The sequence below is a fragment of the Olivibacter sp. CPCC 100613 genome (genome assembly GCF_036959255.1).
In the GTDB taxonomy this organism is placed as follows: Bacteria; Bacteroidota; Bacteroidia; order Sphingobacteriales; family Sphingobacteriaceae; genus Olivibacter.
This window is the reverse complement of sequence record NZ_JAWMTI010000011.1, coordinates 133,512-152,835: the sequence shown is the minus strand read 5'-3', so window position 1 is coordinate 152,835 and position 19,324 is coordinate 133,512. Positions and strand designations below refer to the sequence as shown.

Annotated in this window: 14 protein-coding genes and 1 tRNA gene; 8 read left to right on the top strand and 7 right to left on the bottom strand. The window is 40.5% G+C overall.

Annotated elements, in window-relative coordinates; genetic code table 11:
- The first annotated feature begins 2 nt into the window (after window positions 1–2).
- The 3 genes from treZ (at window position 3) to RYH73_RS24330 (ending at window position 6,266) form a co-directional block, all read left to right on the top strand.
- Complete coding sequence (gene treZ, locus RYH73_RS24340) at window positions 3–1,820, top strand: malto-oligosyltrehalose trehalohydrolase (protein ID WP_335316055.1); 1,818 nt, start codon at window positions 3–5, stop codon at window positions 1,818–1,820.
- 1 nt (window position 1,821) lies between these two features.
- Window positions 1,822–6,048, top strand: a complete 4,227-nt coding sequence (treY, locus tag RYH73_RS24335; RefSeq protein WP_335316054.1) for a malto-oligosyltrehalose synthase — start codon at window positions 1,822–1,824, stop codon at window positions 6,046–6,048.
- A 146-nt stretch (window positions 6,049–6,194) separates the two neighbouring features.
- Window positions 6,195–6,266 (top strand) — tRNA-Glu (locus RYH73_RS24330).
- Window positions 6,267–6,342: 76 nt separating this feature from the next.
- Here RYH73_RS24330 and RYH73_RS24325 read toward each other — a convergent pair.
- Entirely contained in the window at window positions 6,343–7,449 is a 1,107-nt protein-coding gene (locus RYH73_RS24325; RefSeq protein WP_335316053.1) for an acyltransferase family protein, read from the bottom strand.
- 471 nt (window positions 7,450–7,920) lie between these two features.
- Between RYH73_RS24325 and RYH73_RS24320 the strand changes: the two genes are divergently transcribed.
- Together RYH73_RS24320 and RYH73_RS24315 are read left to right on the top strand one after the other, a co-directional pair.
- The gene (locus tag RYH73_RS24320; protein WP_335316052.1) at window positions 7,921–8,799 is read left to right on the top strand and encodes a DUF808 domain-containing protein; all 879 of its coding nucleotides are present in this window, start codon (window positions 7,921–7,923) and stop codon (window positions 8,797–8,799) included.
- A 119-nt stretch (window positions 8,800–8,918) separates the two neighbouring features.
- Window positions 8,919–9,500, top strand: a complete 582-nt coding sequence (locus RYH73_RS24315; protein ID WP_335316051.1) for a helix-turn-helix domain-containing protein — start codon at window positions 8,919–8,921, stop codon at window positions 9,498–9,500.
- Window positions 9,501–9,572: 72 nt separating this feature from the next.
- Here the strand turns inward: RYH73_RS24315 and RYH73_RS24310 are convergent, their stop codons facing one another.
- Entirely contained in the window at window positions 9,573–10,559 is a 987-nt protein-coding gene (locus RYH73_RS24310; RefSeq protein ID WP_335316050.1) for a GlxA family transcriptional regulator, read from the bottom strand.
- A gap of 372 nt (window positions 10,560–10,931) precedes the next feature.
- Here RYH73_RS24310 and RYH73_RS24305 point away from each other — a divergent pair, with 372 nt between their 5' ends.
- Complete coding sequence (locus tag RYH73_RS24305) at window positions 10,932–11,534, top strand: DinB family protein (protein WP_335316049.1); 603 nt, start codon at window positions 10,932–10,934, stop codon at window positions 11,532–11,534.
- Between the two features lie 59 nt (window positions 11,535–11,593).
- Here the strand turns inward: RYH73_RS24305 and RYH73_RS24300 are convergent, their stop codons facing one another.
- Both RYH73_RS24300 and RYH73_RS24295 read right to left on the bottom strand, forming a co-directional pair.
- Window positions 11,594–13,027, bottom strand: coding sequence for a Gfo/Idh/MocA family oxidoreductase (locus RYH73_RS24300; protein ID WP_335316048.1), 1,434 nt, complete (start codon window positions 13,025–13,027; stop codon window positions 11,594–11,596).
- A gap of 243 nt (window positions 13,028–13,270) precedes the next feature.
- Entirely contained in the window at window positions 13,271–13,732 is a 462-nt protein-coding gene (locus tag RYH73_RS24295; protein ID WP_335316047.1) for a DUF4268 domain-containing protein, read from the bottom strand.
- A gap of 201 nt (window positions 13,733–13,933) precedes the next feature.
- Between RYH73_RS24295 and RYH73_RS24290 the strand changes: the two genes are divergently transcribed.
- The gene (locus RYH73_RS24290; RefSeq protein WP_335316046.1) at window positions 13,934–15,115 is read left to right on the top strand and encodes a hypothetical protein; all 1,182 of its coding nucleotides are present in this window, start codon (window positions 13,934–13,936) and stop codon (window positions 15,113–15,115) included.
- A 220-nt stretch (window positions 15,116–15,335) separates the two neighbouring features.
- Complete coding sequence (locus RYH73_RS24285; RefSeq protein ID WP_335316045.1) at window positions 15,336–17,009, top strand: right-handed parallel beta-helix repeat-containing protein; 1,674 nt, start codon at window positions 15,336–15,338, stop codon at window positions 17,007–17,009.
- On the opposite strand, the gene RYH73_RS24280 is transcribed toward RYH73_RS24285, so the two are convergent.
- The 3 genes from RYH73_RS24280 to RYH73_RS24270 form a co-directional block, all read right to left on the bottom strand.
- The gene (locus tag RYH73_RS24280; protein ID WP_335316044.1) at window positions 16,983–17,405 is read right to left on the bottom strand and encodes a secondary thiamine-phosphate synthase enzyme YjbQ; all 423 of its coding nucleotides are present in this window, start codon (window positions 17,403–17,405) and stop codon (window positions 16,983–16,985) included. The genes RYH73_RS24285 and RYH73_RS24280 overlap by 27 nt on opposite strands.
- Window positions 17,406–17,440: 35 nt before the next feature.
- Window positions 17,441–17,974 carry a YfiT family bacillithiol transferase gene (locus RYH73_RS24275; protein WP_335316043.1) on the bottom strand — a complete coding sequence of 178 codons (534 nt, stop codon included), beginning with the start codon at window positions 17,972–17,974 and terminating at the stop codon, window positions 17,441–17,443.
- A 102-nt stretch (window positions 17,975–18,076) separates the two neighbouring features.
- A complete protein-coding gene (locus RYH73_RS24270) occupies window positions 18,077–19,255 on the bottom strand; it encodes an MFS transporter (RefSeq protein WP_335316042.1) in 1,179 nt (392 codons plus the stop codon).
- Window positions 19,256–19,324: the final 69 nt, after the last annotated feature.

Genomic DNA, 19,324 nt, shown 5'->3' with positions numbered 1-19,324 from the left:
AAATGAGCAGATCGTATTTTGGAGCAACTGTTGATAAGGATCGAACGACCATAGGTATATGGGCTCCGAAAAGTAAGCAAGTTCGCATACTTATTGAAGATAAAGAAAAAATTGAACTGAATGATGCCGGTTTTGGTTTTTGGCGCGTTGAAACCGATAAGATAAAAGCTGGTTCGTTCTATAAGGTTATTTTAGACGACGGGCAGGCACTGCCGGACCCCGCCTCTCGTTTTCAGCCGCATGGTGTACATGGACATTCTCAGGTAGTTGACTTAAAGAAATTCGTTTGGTCAGATGAGCAATGGCGTAACCCGGCTTTAGAAAATTACCTTATTTATGAGTTACATGTCGGCACATTTACTCCTCAGGGAACTTTTGATGCGATTAGGGATAAACTGGACCATTTGCTTGAATTGGGAATCAATGCAATAGAAATCATGCCGGTGGCGCAATTCCCCGGCGAAAGAAACTGGGGCTATGACGGGGTATTTCCCTTTGCCGTTCAGGCGAGTTATGGAGGACCTTATGCTTTACAAGAAATGGTTAATGCCTGTCATAAAAAAGGAATAGCGGTTATTCTCGACGTCGTTTATAATCATCTCGGCCCCGAAGGTAATTACGTTGCTTCATACGGTCCTTTTTTTACAGATAAATATCATACCCCGTGGGGGAAAGCCATCAATGTCGACGATGCTTATTGCGATGGTGTACGACAATTTATTCTTGAGAACATGCTGATGTGGTTTCGTGATTTTCATATTGATGCCCTCCGGTTGGATGCAGTGCATGCTATCAAGGATTATGGAGCAAAGCATATTTTAGCTGCTATGCGTGAACAGCTTGAGGAACTCTCCCTGATAAGTGGAAAGTCGTATTATCTAATTGGTGAATGCGATTTAAATGATGTGCGCTATATCACTGCCGCAGATAAAGGCGGTTATGGATTGCATGGTCAATGGATAGACGAATTCCATCATGCGTTGAGAGTCACTGTCGGTGAACCTCGGAATGGTTACTACGCCGATTTTGAACCGCTTGTACACTTGGCAAAGTCTTTTCGTGACGCCTATGTTTATGACGGTAAATATTCTCCACATCGAAAAAAAACATTCGGCAACAAGGCGTCCAATGCCCAGGGAAATCAGTTTGTGGTTTTCTCGCAAAACCACGATCAAGTCGGTAATCGGCTATTAGGTGAACGCAGTAGCACTTTGTATAGCGAGGATTTGCAGAAGCTAATGGTTTGTGCCGTTTTAGCTTCCCCATATATACCCCTGTTATTCATGGGAGAAGAATATGGAGAAAAAAGGCCTTTCCAATATTTTGTGAGCCATACTGACGAGGAGCTTGCTGAAGCGGTAAGAAAAGGTAGGCGGGCAGAGTTTAAGGATTTTCAGAGAGAGGGGGAGGCCCCAGATCCGATGTCTATAGCTACTTTCGAACGATCGAAACTTGATTGGTCGGCCTTGTCGAAGCCGAGGCACCATGAAATTTTTAATTTCTATAAGCGGCTTATTCACTTAAGAAAAAAGTACAGGGCCTGGCATAGTTTAGACCGTACGCATGTCAATGTGGAAGTCTGCAAGGAATCAGGTGTTTTGCTGTTGCATCGATGGACCAACGAAGAATCGCTTTTTTTCTATTTTAATTTTAGTGACAAGATTCAAGAAAGAAAGGATCGTTTTCTGCAATATCCTATCACGAAGATTTTTGATACTTCTGACCCTGGCTTTTTTAATAATGACTTAGCATTGCCAGGTGCATCTATTTTACGGTTAGCACCTAAGAGTGCATCAATTTACCAACAAATAGGCAAATGATATGGGTAATGTTTTCAATCCAATAGCTAGTTATCGTGTCCAGTTCCATAAAAACTTCACATTCAAAGATGCCTTGAAACTGGTCCCCTATTGGCAGTCCTTAGGTATTAAAAGTCTTTACGCGTCACCTATTTTCGAAGCCGTTTCAGGAAGTACCCATGGCTACGATGTTATAAATCCAAATCATGTAAATCCAGAGATAGGAACGCTGGAGGAATTGCGAGTGCTTACTGCAAAATGTAAAGCATGTGGACTTGCATGGATACAGGATATTGTTCCTAATCATATGGCTTTTCACCCTACCAATACCTGGTTGATGGATGTCATGGAAAAGGGAGCCTATTCGTCTTTTGCGCGTGTGTTTGATACCAGTATCGATGCGGACTTTTTTCATGGAGCTGTTATGGTTCCATTCTTAGGCTCGACGCTCGAAAAAGCGATTAATCAAAAAGACATTAAATTGATCAGTCGGGGAAACAAATTATGCCTCGCTTATTATGACCAGCTTTATCCTGTCAATTTGAATATCTACAGCGCAATATTGGATCGTTTACTCCTCGATGTTGAAGATGAGGGGAAACAGGTGAAAATTGCGTTGGGTGAAGTGCTGCAATCACAGCAAGGGCGGGCGTCTGCTTTTGAAACATCTTGGCAAGGCTTTTTGAACGAATGGAAGAATTATACGCAAGTGAAAGAGGTGCAAAACCGCTTAAGGCATCAGCTAAGGCTAATAAATAACGACCATCTAGCACTTCTCCATCTTTGTGAACAGCAATATTATCGCCTTTGCAGCTGGAGAGAAACAGACAAAAATATCAATTATCGCCGTTTTTTTACAGTTAATGGCTTAGTTTGCACACAGGTACAAAAAGATGACGTATTCCTGTTAGCGCATCAATTTGTAAAGCAGATGGTTGACGAGGATTGCTTTCAGGGGTTACGTATAGACCATATTGATGGACTTTTTGATCCGGAAAAATACCTGTACGATTTAAGGTGCCTTGTTGGCCCGCAAGTGTATATTGTTGTTGAAAAGATTCTTGAACAGCATGAGAAACTGCCATTGGCCTGGCCTATACAGGGAACTTCGGGTTATGATTATCTGGCGCTTTCAAATAAGCTCTTTACCGCTAAAGAAAAAGAGTGCTTTTTTGATAAATTTTACGAACAACTGGTTGGCCGAACGGATGATATTTATCAACAAATCGTAGAAAAAAAGTCTTATATCTTGCAAAAGCATATGCAAGGTGAGACAACCAATCTTTTTAAATTTTTTCAACAGTCTAACTTTTTATCTAAAAAAGCATCCAGAGCGTTCGATGCGGTAATGTTAAAGGAAGCGATCTCATCTGTCTTAATTTTTTGTCCGGTTTATCGTTTTTATGGTAACAGTTTCCCCTTAAAGTTCAGTGAAAGAAAGCAGTTAAAGGCCATATTTCAGTCCATCCGACATTACAAGCCGAATCTCATTGCTGCGGTTGACGTTTTAGAAGAACTCCTGTTGACAACACCAAAAAAAAGCAGTCAAGGCTTTCACGATCGATTATTGTATTTCTATCAACGACTCATGCAATTTTCAGGTCCGTTAATGGCGAAAGGAGTGGAGGATACGCTGATGTATACTTTTAACCGCTTTATTGGGCATAATGAAGTGGGAAGCTCATTGTCGACTTTCGGACTTTCAAAGAAAGACTTCCATAGGGCGATGGAAGAACGACAACGGAACTGGCCATTGGCGATGAATGGAACGGCTACACATGATACGAAAAGGGGGGAGGATGCGCGCGCGCGATTACAAGCATTAAGCTGTTTATCCGAAAAATGGCAACGTACTGTGTCGAAGTTGGAACGTGAATTAAAATTGAATCCGCAAGTCATTCCGGAAATGAATGATCGTTATTTTATTTATCAAACGCTGTTAGCTAGTTACCCTTCCACTGAGGACGATGATCAAGATTATGCCGTCAGATTGTCTGCCTATCTGGAAAAGGCACTAAGAGAAGCAAAAATAAATAGTGATTGGGTGGAACCGAACCATGCATATGAAAAGAAATGCATTGATTTTGCGCTTTCTCTATTAGAAAAGAAGGGTGATTTATGGCCACTGTGGACCCCGCTCTTGGAAGAAGTCAATAAACAGGGAGTGCTCAATTCGCTTGGACAGGTATTGTTAAAGATAACGGTGCCCGGTGTGCCGGATTTTTATCAGGGTACGGAGTATCAAGATTTAAGTTTTGTAGATCCGGATAATAGACGTAGGATAAACTATAGATTGCGTAAACAATCTGTACAGTCCATTAAAAAAGGGAACATTGATTTACTTCATTATTGGCAGGAATTCTCTGGCAGCCATGTTAAACTGGCCTTAACCGTAAAGTTGTTGCATTATCGATCACAAAATGCAATATTGTTTGAGAAGGGACTTTATATACCGCTAAAAGTTAAGGGACGATATCGTAAACATATCTTAGCTTTTTGCCGCCGATTTGACAGCCAATGGTGTGTAACCATTGTTCCATTATATTTGGCGCAGCTGTGTGCAGATCAGCAGTGTACTTTTGAAAATATTAATTGGAAAGATACAAGAATCGATTGGCCGGAGGATATTCCCATCAATTTTGTTGACGTACTTGCTAATAGGAGTGCGAAGGTCGAGGGGACACTATTGATGGCTGATCTGTTTAAAAAGCGCTTACCATTGGTGGTTTTGCACATAAAGCAGGAAGAAAAAAAGCGAGCAGCCGGTATTTTATTGCCGATTGCTTCACTTCCTTCAGCCTTTGGTATAGGTGATTTGGGGCCTCACGCGCAACACTTTGCTTCGCAGCTTTCCAAGGCGGGCCAAAGCTATTGGCAATTGCTTCCACTCAATCCTACAGGAGCAAATGAGTATTATTCTCCCTATAGTGCCTATTCTGTCTTTGCCGGTAACCCGATCTTAATCAGTCCGGAGGTATTAGCTCGAAAAGGTTTGTTGAGCGCTGCGGATTTGACGAATGCGCGCAGGCCAATACATACTCGAATCGCGTATGATGAAGCCATTGCTAGTAAAAGACAGTTGCTCCAGGATGCATTCTTACGATTTATGGCAGCAAAAAACAATAGTCGTAAGGGAGAATTCGTTCATTTCATGCAGAAAGAAAAGAGCTGGTTAGATGATTTTGCCATGTACCTGTTAATAAAAAAACAACAGGAGGGAAAAGCTTGGTATAAATGGCCTCGTAAGTTGAAATTGCGGGATAAGCAGACGCTTAACAACATGGCAAAGAAGTACACAGCGGAGCTTTTGGAATTGAAATGGCAGCAATATGAGTTCTTTGACGAATGGAAGGACTTGAAAGCGTCGTGCGAAGCCTTATCAATTCAGCTATTGGGTGATCTCCCCATCTATGTTAACTACGATTCTGTTGATGTTTGGACTAATCGACATTTGTTTAGTGTGAATGAGGATGGGGAATTGCTTGGTGTAGCAGGCGTGCCTCCAGATTATTTTAATGCGGAGGGGCAGTTATGGGGCATGCCAACTTTCAATTGGGAGGCCCACGCGAAAGAAAAGTATACCTGGTGGTTAGCCAGATTAAGGAAGAACCTTGAGTGGTATCATTTGATCCGTTTGGATCATTTCAGGGCCTTTTACGATTATTGGGAAGTCTCGGCAAGTGAGAAGAATGCTGTACAGGGGACGTGGAGAATCGGGCCGCGAGATAAACTGTTCAACCTCGTTAAGGAAAAGTTGGGAACCACCGCGCTGATAGCCGAAGATTTGGGTGATATAAGTCCGGGGGTGTACGAGTTGCGGGACCGATTCGATTTACCGGGAATGAAGGTGTTGCAGTTCGCTTTTGGAGACGATACTCCACACTCGCTTCACATTCCTCATCAATACCCGATAAATAGCGTTGTTTATACGGGCACACATGATAATAATACAGTTGTTGGTTGGTATAAGGAGGAGCTTGACCGAACAGGAAAAGGTCGTTTAGCCTATTATCAAGGCCACAAAGTGAGTGACGCAAATATAAGTAGGGAGATGATCAGGCTAGCATATGCTTCTGTTGCTAAATTAGCCATAATCCCGATGCAAGACGTGCTTAGCCTAGGAAAAGAAGCCAGAATGAATACACCGGCAACAACGGGAATAAACTGGAAATGGCGACTTCTAGATAATCAGTTTGACCAAAAACACATAAAATGGCTCCGCAAACTTGCAAATACCTATGCACGATAAGCGTGGAAGATGTTTTTGGTCAGGATGAAAATTAAATGATTGATAATAAGAGCGCTATTCTTTCGGCTTGGAAATAATTTAATTTTTTTTTTGAAATATAAATCTTAGCTGTATTTTTGCAGTCCCGAAACGGAGAAAGCAACGATGGCCCGTTCGTCTAGGGGTTAGGACGCAAGATTTTCATTCTTGAAACAGGGGTTCGATTCCCCTACGGGCTACTAAGAGAAGAATTCATTTATCTTGAATTCTTCTCTTTTTGTTTCATCGTAAAATAAAACCTAAATTTTCTTATATCTAACCCAGTTTTTTTCTTAGCCATTTACGAACCGGTTCATCATACCATTTTAGGGCCACATAAGCCAAAATGATAGAACCGCATAAAATAAGCAAGGCGTATGGCCAAGCCTGTAGAATAGTTACACCCTTATTGTTGCTGATCCAAGCGACATAAAAGTAAACGAAAGGATAATGTACCAGATAAAGTGGGTAGGAGATGTCACCTAGAAACTTACAGATCTTGCTTTCCGTTTTCGTAGCTATAATGCCGCTGGCACCCAGATATACAATGAGAGGAAAAACAACGATTATACATATGGATTCATAGATCCCGTTGAGCCAACTATGTTCTACACCACCAATGCGTGGCATATACAGTACAGCAGCTATCAAAATACTGCACCAGGTAAAGGCATTTCTGATACGGGTTGGTCTGGCCACACGTGAAAGTAACAGACCAGCAAAAAAAGGATACATCGTTCGGGTGATCCCGACACGCATCTGCTCAACATTTAAGGTCCAACCACCACTTACATCGCCTTTGGTAATAGCCAATTGGGCAAGTACTGCTGCCGCTATAAACACGAGAACCGTTAATGCCCTGTTCGAGAATTTTCTTATTATAGTTGCATAGAGAATGTTGGCGATATATTCAAAGAGCAGCGACCAGCCGACACTATTGAGCGGGTGCATTTCCTCCCAACCCCGTATATCAAGCGACAAGGGTACCGGCAATATCGTGTATCCGATCAGCATAACCAGGAGTAGTTTCCAGAAGGGGACCGTATGGATGAGCGGCCAGATTGCTGAATCGGTAAAATAAAAACCGATAGCTCCGAGTGTCATTCCCAAGATCACCATCGGTTGAAGTCGTTCGATCCGACGTTTACAGAAGCTTCCAAGTGTCATTTTATGCCAACGATCGTCATAAGCATAGCCAATAACAAAACCAGATAACAGAAAGAAGAAGTCCACGGCGAGATAACCGTGGTTTACCAGGTTGTCCAAATTTCCGGTTGATAGAGGTTCGCTCAAGTGGAAGGTAACGACAATTATCGCTGCAATACCACGTAGGCCGTCTAATATTGGGTAATGGGGTTTGGTGGAAAAATTTGTATTAGTCATTGATCTTGATTGTCGAATTTACGGAGTAGATAATTAAAAGAGGGATTTTGGTAAATGCTTCGGTATGGATGTCCCTTTGGTTTGAAGCGAATGGATATTCAGGGCTGTTCTGTGCATATACTTTCCATATACCAATAATTTGTTTCTCTTATTCCCAATCATTTTAAGTCATTTAAACCAGCGATAAAATTAGATAAAAAGGGATATCTGATTTTTCTGTATCTTATCAAAGTTCGGACATATCGTCTCATTTTTGAACGCAATTGATATACGATGACTGCCGTCAAAAACAGTAATCATGGCTGATTAGCGACTAGCAGGCTTATAGCTTTGGCCCCGTCAAACAATGCATACTTGGTAGGGATATTTATGCGGAGCCGATTATCAGGGTAATGAAACTGATATCGATTGAATAGGGCCATTGGAAGTTGAATTTAATTTATATTTTTACGATTGTATAGATAAACACATATGGCATCAGGTTTTTTTGCGATTTTAGACGATATAGCTTCGTTGATGGATGATGTTGCGGTGACGAGTAAAATAGCAACCCAGAAAACGGCCGGTATATTAGGCGACGATTTAGCTGTCAACGCAGAAAAAGCGACCGGTTTTTTATCAACACGAGAACTACCGGTGTTGTGGGCAATTACTAAAGGCTCTTTAATCAATAAGCTCATTATTGTGCCGATAGCTTTAACCTTGAATGTGTTTTTTCCAATAGCAATCAAAGTCTTCTTGGTGTTGGGAGGGATTTATTTAGCGTTTGAAGGTGCAGAAAAGATCGTAGAATATTTCTTTCATCGAAAAAAGCCCGGGCAAGAGGTAATTGAAGAACGTGAAGAAAAGAACGGTGATGTCGAAAAAACGAAGATTAAATCTGCCATCGCGACGGATTTTATTCTATCTATAGAAATAGTAATCATTGCATTAGGAGCTGTTTTAGACAGAAGTTTAACGATTCAAATTATAACGGTTTCCGTTGTATCTCTTTTTGCTACAATCGGTGTTTACGGTATTGTTGCGCTTATCGTCAGAATGGATGATGCAGGATATCGATTAATTCAACATGCCAAAGATAGAGGCTTGTTGTCAAAAGTGGGGCATATATTAGTCAAAGCGCTGCCTTTGGTGATCAAGTTTTTAAGTGTGGTTGGTACTATCGCCTTAATCTTAGTTTCGGGCGGTATCTTTGTTCATAATATTGAATTTTTACATCATTTTTTACCACAACTTCCATCCGTTGCGAAAGAATTTGCTATTGGCCTTGCAGTTGGGTTAATCGCGGTCGGATTATTTGCGATTGGTAAGAAGATGTTTTCGCCATCAGGTACAGCCGCCAATCATTGAGGTTAATAGGGACGTCAGTGCATATATATTATTCTAAATAAGCTACTCCTGTTTGTTATAGACAAACAGCACTGATATATTTGCAGTCATTATACCATCAACATATAGCAAACGGTCGAATGAAAGATGATATTTTAATACAGATAGGTAATCAAATTAAGGAGCGACGTAAGAATAAGGGGATTACAGTTCAGGAATTAGCCGACAGGGCCTCTGTAAGTAAAGGACTTATATCGCAAATAGAAAATAATCGTGTCATTCCTTCCCTGATGGTATTGATCGAAATCATTAAGTCCTTAGATGTTGATTTAAATATTTTCTTTAAAGATATTGGGGTTAACAAGAACAATAAAACAATCTTAATAAAGAAAAAGGACGAATACAGTCATTTCGAAAAGGAAGAAGCAATAGGATTTCACTATCACCGTATTTTTACCAGAAATATAAAAAACTCTACTGTTGACATTGTATTACTTGAGTTGGAGCCCAATGCTTCAAGACCAATGGTAGAAACTTTGGCTTTCGAATATAAGTATATACTATCCGGTGAGATTGAATATAAATTTGAACAAGAAAGTGTGCTGCTGAGCGCAGGAGATTCACTATTATTCGACGGTAGAATTTCGCATACACCCAAAAACATAGGCTCTTATAAAGCAGTTATGCTTGTTGTTTACTTTTTCGAAGAAGATATGGCTTAGCGCCTTTCCATTGGATTAGTAAAAGAGCTGGGTGTTTCTATGTGTTTATTTGCATGATTTCTACATATGCATTTAGGAAAGTAGAACAGATTCCTTATTGTATTTATTTCGGTATTCAATCGGAGATAAACCGGTTATTTTTTTAAAAGTAGAGCGGAAAGCTTTCGTGTCCGAATAGCCAATCTCGTACATCAATTCGCTTACCGTTTTTCTGCTTGTTTCCAACTCCTTTTTTGCAGCTTCCATTTTAACGCGTTGTATATACTCAGTTACTGTGTTGCTAGTCGCCTTTTTAAATCGTCTTTCCAAACTTCTACGCCCCAATGCAAGCATATCTGCAAGCTGATCTACGGTTATTTTTTCCTGAAAATTTTTTTCAATAAATTCCTGAGCTTTTATGATCAGGTCATCCTCATGTTCCTTTTGTCCTTTAAACATAATAAACGGAGATTGGCTGTGCCGATCGATATCAATCATGAACATTTTGGCGATCAGTACAGCAATTTCTCTTCCCGCATGTTTCTCTACTAAGTATAAAAGTAGGTTGGTATAAGAGTAAGCGCCACCACTTGTATAAATTCCCCTATCTTCCGTCATGATTTTATCGTCAACAAGCTTCGCATTCGGATATAGCTGTCTAAATTGATTAGCAAATCGCCAGTGGGTTGCACATTGCTTACCGTCCAATAAGCCTGCTGCTGCCAAAAAGAAAGCGCCAACACAAAAGCTGGCCAATTCAGCTCCTTGCATATATTGCTTAACCACCCAGGGAATGAATGCTGCGTTAAGTCTTAATGCGTTTTCCAGGTCTCCCAACATTGCCGGCACAATAATCAAATTCGTTTTGCTTACCTCTTCTATGAGGAGGTCCGGTTTAATTGTATATACACCATTACGTTGACTGGTATTGGGATTAATACCGACCAATTTAATATCAAATAGTGGCGGTTTATCCATTCTTGCAAAACAGTCGTTAACTTCTGAGAAAATTTGATGTGCACCTTCAATATTCGTGATGCTCGTGTGTCCTTCGGGTATAAGGATCGATATGTGTTTCATGATTAAGATTGTTTTTTCTAATTGGCTTTGCTTAATAACGCAAATATAGGCGGTAATATTGTCGCAATCAACCTCTTTATGTTATTTCGTGCAATGGGATTTTGTGGCCGGTTTCACCCCCAATTTTGTCGTTTTTTCCCTATCTCATTTAATGAATTCTATATAACTTTACTTTATTAAAGCATGATCTTAGAAATTTATATGGACTAAATGAAGTCGACCATACAAAGAGGAGGGAGTGATTGATACTAACCGATTAAAAATCATAAAACACTGATAAAATCTACATGAGATAACGCTCAGCGGAAAGGAAAAAAAGTTTCTTCCTACCTGTGGTAGGTAGGGGGTTTTCAATACCAAAAAAATAACCGAATGAAAAAACCAATTATTTTACTCGCCTTTTTATTGTTTATACTAGAGGCGGCAAAGGCGACAGACTCCGGCAAGGATTCGTTGCTCACTGTTTTTAAACAAACAGAGACACGTTTATTTAAGGATGTTAAAGGACTAAGCCAACAGCAGGTGAATTTTAGCGTGGATACCGCGCATTGGTCTATAGGACAATGCCTTGAGCACATTACCAAAACAGAGCATATGTTATTGGGTATGGTACAGGATTTGATGAAACAGCCTGCTAATCCTGAAAAGCGATCGGAATTAAAGGGAGCCGATGGCGACGTGATCGGTATGATGCAGAATAGGACACAAAAATTTAAGGCACCTGAGCCTCTACTGCCCGGCAAGCAATCCTATCAATTAGCAAGTGTGTTAGATGATTTTAAGAAGCAACGTGCAATTACACTGGATTTTATTAAAAATACACCATTAGATGAGTTGCGGAATCACCTGACACTTACACCCGCTAAGGAATATGCAGACGCATATCGTATGCTTCTATACATTGCAGGACATAGCTTAAGACACACCGAACAGATAGAAGAGGTGAAAGCGGCAAGCACCTTTCCCAAAAAGTAATTTATTAAGGGAGGTAGGTATCGATAATTAAAAATGCGAAGTCGACCTCCCTTTGTATTTTATATTGTATAATAGTCTTCCCAACCTTTTCTAGGAGGAGGCCCCATAAGCAATTCGTTTGCTGTTTTATTGTTGGTTATCATTTTTTTATCGCGATCAAACCGTAATTTCGTGTTTAACTGTTGGGCTAATACACCTAAACACAGCACCTGGCTTAAGGGTCCGGCAATATGGAATGGAGAACGTGTTTGCTCTTCGCCTTTACATGCCAATAGGAAGTTCTTGAAATGGTTGGAAGGACTTACAGGGACTTCAGGTAATTTTGAAGCCATTTCTTTTGCTTTTTCTTCCGGAATAATGGATAAAGTACTTCCGTGCGAACCACCCTTAAAAGTCAGGTCCTTGCTGTATATGATTTTACCGGGGTTAAGTTGTGTCGATTCTATTTTTCCCGTGCTCGGAGGAGGAATGTTTGGATCCAAGCCTGAAACACCGTAGCCCTCAGGAATCGGAGGAAGATTGTTTACACCATCATACCAAGTAATTTCCAGCGGAGGCATTTTTTTTCGCTTTGGAAATTTGAAGGAAAGTGTTGAAGCCTGTGGGAAAAAGAAATCATTATGCCCCTCCAATTTAACAGCACTTACTTCCTCCGGTAAACCCAAATCTAAAAATTGATGCGCCGTATCTAGAATGTGCGCCCCCCAGTCGCCCAATGCCCCCAGGCCAAAATCGTACCAGCAACGCCATTGCCCATTCACATAATCGTGGTTGTAGTTGTGAAAAGGTCGGGTCGTTAACCATTTGTCCCAATCGAGCGTTTCGGGGATCGGCTCCGCGGCAGGAAGCGTGGTAATGCCCGTGTCCCAACCGTGCCAACGACGCGGAGAATTCATGTGCGCGGTAATGGCCGTTACATCTTTTATAATACCTGCTTCAACCCAGGCCTTAAATTGGAAATAATTTGCTTCCGAATGACCCTGATTACCCATCTGTGTTACCACTTTTGGATATTTATCTGCCGCCTTCATCAGCAGTTCACACTCATTGAACGTTCTTGCCATAGGCTTTTCAACATAGACATGAATGCCTCTTCCCATCGCTTCTACGCAAATTGGGAAATGCGAAAAATCAGGCACCCCGACAGAAACGGCCTCGATCTGACTTCCCATTTTGTCGAACATTTCACGAAAATCCTTAAATCTTGGCACATCTGGAAATTGTTGTAATGTTTTTAAGGTATGAGGAGCTCCCATATCTACATCGCATAAAGCAACTATATTTGCTAATCCAGTGCTATAAAGTGCCTGTATAATTTCTCCGCCCCTATTTCCTATGCCGCAACAGGCTAAATTTACTCTTTCACCTGCTTTAGCAAGCGTTGTTGAAGGAAACGTGCTCGCATGTAAGATATTAGGAGCAACGGCGGCAGCCGCAGATAACATCATTGCTTTTCTGAGAAATAATCTTCTTGAAACGTCCTTTGAATTCATTTTTTTAATCGGTTAGACCTCCTTATTGCATGCAATCGTATGCATAAAAAGGTTTGGTACTATTATGTTGTTTTAGTTTTATTAGTAAGCTGATAGTTACCAGCCATTGAATTAGCGGCATGGCCAATTCGAATCGAAAGATAAGCTTTTGTATGACAAATGTAAAAGGCCGAAATGTAACCTTTATGTTATGATCGTGTTGCGAATGGATCAGAATAGATAAACCCTTCGCGTACTAATAGCTTATTTTAGAACTTCAAAACCATCTTTAACCATAGCCCAGAACTCGTCAAGTGCTATGATTCTTGGCTTAAAAAAGGAAATCAAGATCGGCCAGTCCGTCTGTTTAAAAACACTGACCGAATCAATTTGACGGGAGATTCTGCTGATCACTTTACCGTGTTCATTTTTAATATGCAGCTGCCAGAGCCAAACTTCACCCAGGCAGTTTTCCAATATTTTTTTGTACTCACTAAACTGTTCGAAGAACAATGCCTGTATTCCCGTGTCCGGATGGCTGATTTCAATAGCGATAGAGGCCTCCTTTTTGTCGGCATCCATTCTGAAAGATAGGTGTTTGAATCCCGTTTTGTAATTGATCCAATTGATCTTGAGTCCATCAGATGAAGGTACCGCGCTCATGTATTGACCGAAGGTTGTCCAAAAGGTTTGTTTTAATTTAGAAGCTTCTTCTTTAGAATACAAAATATAAAAAATTATGACTTTAATTATTACGCGTAAAAATACGTTTTCTCTTGCTTAATGGAAATGATTTATAGCCTTAAGGTTTAGTCGCCTTTATTGTGACAGCAAGACTTGCAATGTATCTGATGAAATCCGTATCTTCCGAAGCATTTCGGGTAAATGTACTGCGATTGATCAATCGAGATAAAAAACTAAACAATTATGCGAATAGGCCAGATGAACCGCAGGCAATTTATTTCCCTTCTTTTTTTGGGTACATCGCTATTGATTGCGGTGGTGCAATGTACTGAGCAACCCGCTGGAGATGTTCGCGGAAAGCAATATGCTGCGCGCGAAAGCTGTATACAATGTCATCGAGGTATCGCCCAAAATTACCTTCATAATGCTCATTTTAATACAAGTAAGGAACTTGGCACTGCAGATGCTACCGATAGCCTCGGATTGGAAGAGGGAACTTTTGTTTTTAATGAAAAGACCAAAGTAGGCATTGAAAGACGTTCCGGGGGGTTATATCAAGCAGCTTACGTGAACGGGCAAAATCTGAAAGAAGAGCGGACTGATATGGTATTCGGCGCAGGTAAAAGTGCCTATACCTTTGCCTATTGGTACGGTAATAAATTGATGCAAATGCCATTGAATTATCTTGTGCCGGAACACGAATGGGTTAATAGCCCGGGATTCCCCAGTGAGCAGATTTATTTCGGCCGAGCTATTATCACACGATGTTTGGAATGCCACAGCTCTTTTGTACAATCTAAGCTAATTTCTTCCGCTAATTTCCAACAAGAAGAAGAATTCGTTAAAAATTCATTAATTACAGGGATAGATTGTCAGCGTTGTCACGGACCCGCGGCCGAACACGTTCAATTCCATCAGGCCCATCCTGAGGAAAAAGAAGCTAAATACATGGTTAGTTATCAAAAGTTGTCGCGCGCTCAGAAAGTTGATATGTGCGGTGTTTGTCATTCCGGCATTAACTTAAAAATGTTGAATTCTACCTTTTTCTTTAAACCTGGCGATACGATTAACAATTTACCGGAGTATACGAGTTACACCGGTGAAGATCCGGATGTTCATGGCAAACAAAAGCAATTACTAATGGCGAGCAAGTGTTATAAACTTAGCAAGTTAGATTGTGCCAGCTGTCATCAAACACACGGAGATGCAATCCCTGATCTTGCGGTGTATTCGCAAACCTGTATCCAATGTCATCAGACAGTTAAGCATCCATCACTGGATGAAAAAGCGCTACATCTTGCCAAAAACAACTGTATTGATTGTCATATGCCCATCAAAACTTCCAAAGACATCGGCTTTCAAAGAAGTGCAAGCAAGGAGAAATTTCCGTATAAACAACGAACCCATCGAATCGCTATTTATTGATCTATATGTATGTCGGTTCCAGTTATCGACTAATTTAGGGGGGAATGAATGAACTTATTTGGTTGGCCCAGCGCGAAGCCATGCAGAGAGAAATGTAGTTTTAGTGTCATCGTTTAGTTTTTTTTTATTTGAAATTAAAATAATAATTACAATGCTCAGTTATAGAAAATAATAGTATATTGCGTTCACGATAAGATACTTACATAAAAGAGCGAATTTCATGAATAGATTATTAGCCGTAACGCTGTTTTTTTTATCAATGGTGTTAAATTTTCATACGGGTTTAGGTCAAGAAAAGAAAAAAACGAAAAACGTTTCGACGAAAAGAACAAAGATAGCAGATGATGATACAAGACTTATACAATCTCTAATCGATAAAGCACATGCAGGTGATACCATAAAGCTTGCCAAGCGAACTTATAATGTACGGTCTATACAGTTGAAAGATGGTGTTAGCATTTCTACGTTCGGCACCTTTAAACAAATCAGTCCGGATAGTGCCGAAAATTTTACCATGGGAAAGCAATATTCGGCATATCCGCTGTTTCATGGGGATAAGGTGAGAGGATTATCGCTTCGTTTTAATGCCATTACCTATGGTGAAGCCGTGCATTTAGATAATGCAGAAAATGTGACCATTCGAGATGTCAGTGCATTTGGTGACTCAACAAAACTTTATTCGTTCTCGGGTATTTATTTGTTCCGCAGCAAAAATATCAAGATAGAGAATGTGGAGCTTGCTTATTACGGAATGGCGAGAAAAAGCCCTAACTATTATCAAAGAGGCACCGGTATCCGGCTTCAAACGTGTAACAATGTAACGATCAATGAAAATCGAATTCACCATAACGGTGAAAATGGTATATTTTTACACAGCTGTGCAGATATTACGCTTCATCGTAATAAAATAAGTCATAATGGCATGAGTGGCATTCAGGTGGCTTTTGGAAGTGTGGGCCTGGAGAATAGGTATCGAATTACGGACAATTTGATTTTTGCAAATGCAGCAGATGCAATTGATATAAATAATCCCGATATATCAAGACAGATAAATTTGGCCGCTGTAATAGAGGGGAACACGAGCTATGATAATGGGTGGGTAAAAGGTGAAAAAACGCGCGATGGTTCCGGTATTGCAACTTTAGTTGGTCTTAAGGACGTCATGGTTAGAAATAATAAGTCGAATCGGAGTAATAGACCAGCTGTTTATTTAAGAGATTGCGATGCTGTTCAAGTGATTAACAATAACGCAGATAATTTTGCAGAAATCGTAGGAAGCCAAGGACAAATCCATTTATATAAGAATACTTTCGCCGGTTTGCGCTTGCTGTCAGACTTGAAGGCGAAAAAACTAATGCTCGATTCAAACAATATTCGCTATTTAGCGATTCCAAATGGAATTATGGTGGATAGTTTAGTGTTTCTGGCGAATGATTTAAAGGGTAACATCAACGTTAACATGAATGGTCAACTTATCTTCAAAGATAATGTTTTATCAAGCAGCTCGCCCAGAGGAGGCATTACATTGTGGAAAGTGAATGGAGCCGTTTTATCAGGAAATGAGATATCTACCAATAAAAGTGACGCGTTATACGTGCATAACGAGGCAATGAATGTGGTTATCGAAGCCAATAAAATACGGTCATCTGCAGTGTGTATTAAAGATGCCGGTTCGCAACAATTAAAAATTATTAAAAACACACTGGCTTCTGATACCTCCAATCGTTCTGCATTAACGCTGATCTCTACGAATCCCAGGGATTTAACCCTGAGTAATAATACCTATTACTTAGGAGAGAAAGAGGCTGAGCGAGCCGTGGGCTTTGAAGGCGAGGGAACAGTTTTTATCGATGGAGAAACACATAAATTATTCACCCCAGACGGTAATGATTAAGTTTCTTGGCGTCGCCCGATCTCGATGTTCGCATAAATAAATCCCTTGCCAAGTACCTAAAGCTAATTGTCCTTGGTGAATGGGAATTAAAACGGAACTGCCTAATATTGATGCCTTCAAATGTGCCGGCATATCGTCCGGTCCTTCGTAATCATGTAGATAATCCGGATCATTTTCGGGTACAGCTTTATTGAAAAAAGTTTCAAAGTCCTCTCTAACAGTTGGATCAGCATTTTCATTGATTGTGAGGGATGCAGAGCTGTGTTGTATAAAGAGTTGGCACATACCCGATCGGAGCTCACTAATAGTTGGAATAGCCGCTAAGATTAATGGGGTAATGAGATGAAAACCACGTTTTTTACGAGGGATTTGTATCTGTTGCTGGAATATTTTCATCTGTATGCGAAAAAATTGTACCTAATAATCGCTGATCAAGACCAGCCTTGTTTCTCTTTAAGCATTGTTATATGAGCTAAATGGTGATTACAATGCCACGCGTAAAGGCCAATGTTTTCATCGAGCGTGAATGTTCTGCCATTTTGGGGATGTACAAAAGTTCGCTTTAAGTCTTTTGGCTGCAGAGACTTCAATAATACAACCCATCGTATATGCAGGCCTTTTAATAAAAACAGAGAAGGCTCGATCGGCAGCTCTTTTGCATCAGCTAATTCTGCCCAGCGATCTTCATAATAAGGCTTAATAACAGGAGAATCTTCAGTTAAACTTAACTTAAAACGAGCGAAACTATTCATATGACTATCAGCGCAATGATGAATCACTTGCCTTATTGTCCAGCCTCCGGGGCGATACGGCGTATCTAATTGTTTCGCTGTTAACTGACTTGCTGTTGCAGCAAGGCGTTCAGGAAAAGTTTCTATTACATGGATGTAAGCATCTATTTGTTGCTTGGTAATAATTTCAGGTCGCTGGAAAGTACCGATCGGAAATTTTAATTGATCTTCCATCTTCTGTTATATGTTCATACGTAACAAACTTAGCTAAATGCTAGCCTTTTGCGAAATCTAATGCTAAAAAAGTGTATACCCGTGTTGGATATACGTACATGATCAACAAGCTGTTTCTTCTTGGTCGATGATATTCTGTTGTTTGATGATGATATATAGTAGAGCGATAGCGGCTATTGCTGCGGCTAACAAAATTAAACGCGGAATCATAATCAATCGATCTTGGTAAAGCCAACCGGAAATGAGCGCACCAAATCCGATCCCTACCTCCAGTGCAATATACATCGTAGCCATTGCTTTTCCGCGATGGGCGGGATCACTTAAATCCACTGTCCAGGCATTGGTTGCCGGCGATAACAGCCCTGTGGCAATACCGTAGATGAACGAACCCACCAGCAATCCATATAGTGACTGAAATAAACCTACAATAAGGAGGGAGATAATAAGAATGATGAGGCCAATTTGTATAACGGCGGTTCTACCATATTTATCAGATGTTTTTCCCGCCACGAAGCGGACCAGCAAAGATGAGATGGTGAAAACCATAAAGAAAAGCCCCTTGTTTTTAATGCCGATATGTTCACTCCAATCCGGAATTAATGTAAGGATCGTGCCATAAGCAAAATACGATAGTAGCGTTACAAAGGCTGCGGGAAATACTTGTAAGTCGATGATATCACTTTTTGTTATCTTAATTGTCTGCGTAGAGAAACGTTGTTTTATCGTGAGTGTCTCTCTTAAATTAAGCAAAATGCCAATGGATAAAAAAGCGAGCAGAGAGGAGGAATAAAAAAGAATATTGATTGAATAACTTGCCGTAATGGCACTGCCGATGGCGGGTCCAACGGCCATGCCGGTACTAAAGAATAAACCATGGATTCCGAGTGCCTCGCCCCATCTCGAAGGAGGGGCAATGTCCGCTACATAGGCAGCTGTAGCAGTTGGTTTAAAACCGGTAGAAAAGCCGTGCAATAAGCGTAAGAACAGAAAACCGGAAACGCTACTCAAGATGGGATAAAGAAATCCGCATATAAAGCAAACACCTGAACCGATTGCCATCACGGGGACACGACCGACGGTATCAGTGAGTTTACCACTGAAAGGTCTTGAAATACCCGCTGTTAATGTGAATAATGCAATAATCAAGCCCTTATATTCTGCACCTCCTATGCTACTTAAATAGGAAGGTAATTCGGGTATCAACATATTGAAACTCGCCGAAAACAAGAGTGAACTCGAACAAAGTAACCAGAAATTTAGCGTGTACAACTTTTGAACCATATATCGGTATTTCAATAAGCGAAGGGTGCAAAGATACCGATCCTATAGTATAGAATATAATTCAACGAG

Coding starts and splice junctions, on each gene's coding strand:
- treZ (WP_335316055.1), top strand. CDS start 3: ATGAGCAGATCGTATTTTGGAGCAACTGTTGATAAGGATCGAACGACC.
- treY (WP_335316054.1), top strand. CDS start 1,822: ATGGGTAATGTTTTCAATCCAATAGCTAGTTATCGTGTCCAGTTCCAT.
- RYH73_RS24325 (WP_335316053.1), bottom strand. CDS start 7,449: ATGACTAATACAAATTTTTCCACCAAACCCCATTACCCAATATTAGAC.
- RYH73_RS24320 (WP_335316052.1), top strand. CDS start 7,921: ATGGCATCAGGTTTTTTTGCGATTTTAGACGATATAGCTTCGTTGATG.
- RYH73_RS24315 (WP_335316051.1), top strand. CDS start 8,919: ATGAAAGATGATATTTTAATACAGATAGGTAATCAAATTAAGGAGCGA.
- RYH73_RS24310 (WP_335316050.1), bottom strand. CDS start 10,559: ATGAAACACATATCGATCCTTATACCCGAAGGACACACGAGCATCACG.
- RYH73_RS24305 (WP_335316049.1), top strand. CDS start 10,932: ATGAAAAAACCAATTATTTTACTCGCCTTTTTATTGTTTATACTAGAG.
- RYH73_RS24300 (WP_335316048.1), bottom strand. CDS start 13,027: ATGAATTCAAAGGACGTTTCAAGAAGATTATTTCTCAGAAAAGCAATG.
- RYH73_RS24290 (WP_335316046.1), top strand. CDS start 13,934: ATGCGAATAGGCCAGATGAACCGCAGGCAATTTATTTCCCTTCTTTTT.
- RYH73_RS24285 (WP_335316045.1), top strand. CDS start 15,336: ATGAATAGATTATTAGCCGTAACGCTGTTTTTTTTATCAATGGTGTTA.
- RYH73_RS24280 (WP_335316044.1), bottom strand. CDS start 17,405: ATGAAAATATTCCAGCAACAGATACAAATCCCTCGTAAAAAACGTGGT.
- RYH73_RS24275 (WP_335316043.1), bottom strand. CDS start 17,974: ATGGAAGATCAATTAAAATTTCCGATCGGTACTTTCCAGCGACCTGAA.
- RYH73_RS24270 (WP_335316042.1), bottom strand. CDS start 19,255: ATGGTTCAAAAGTTGTACACGCTAAATTTCTGGTTACTTTGTTCGAGT.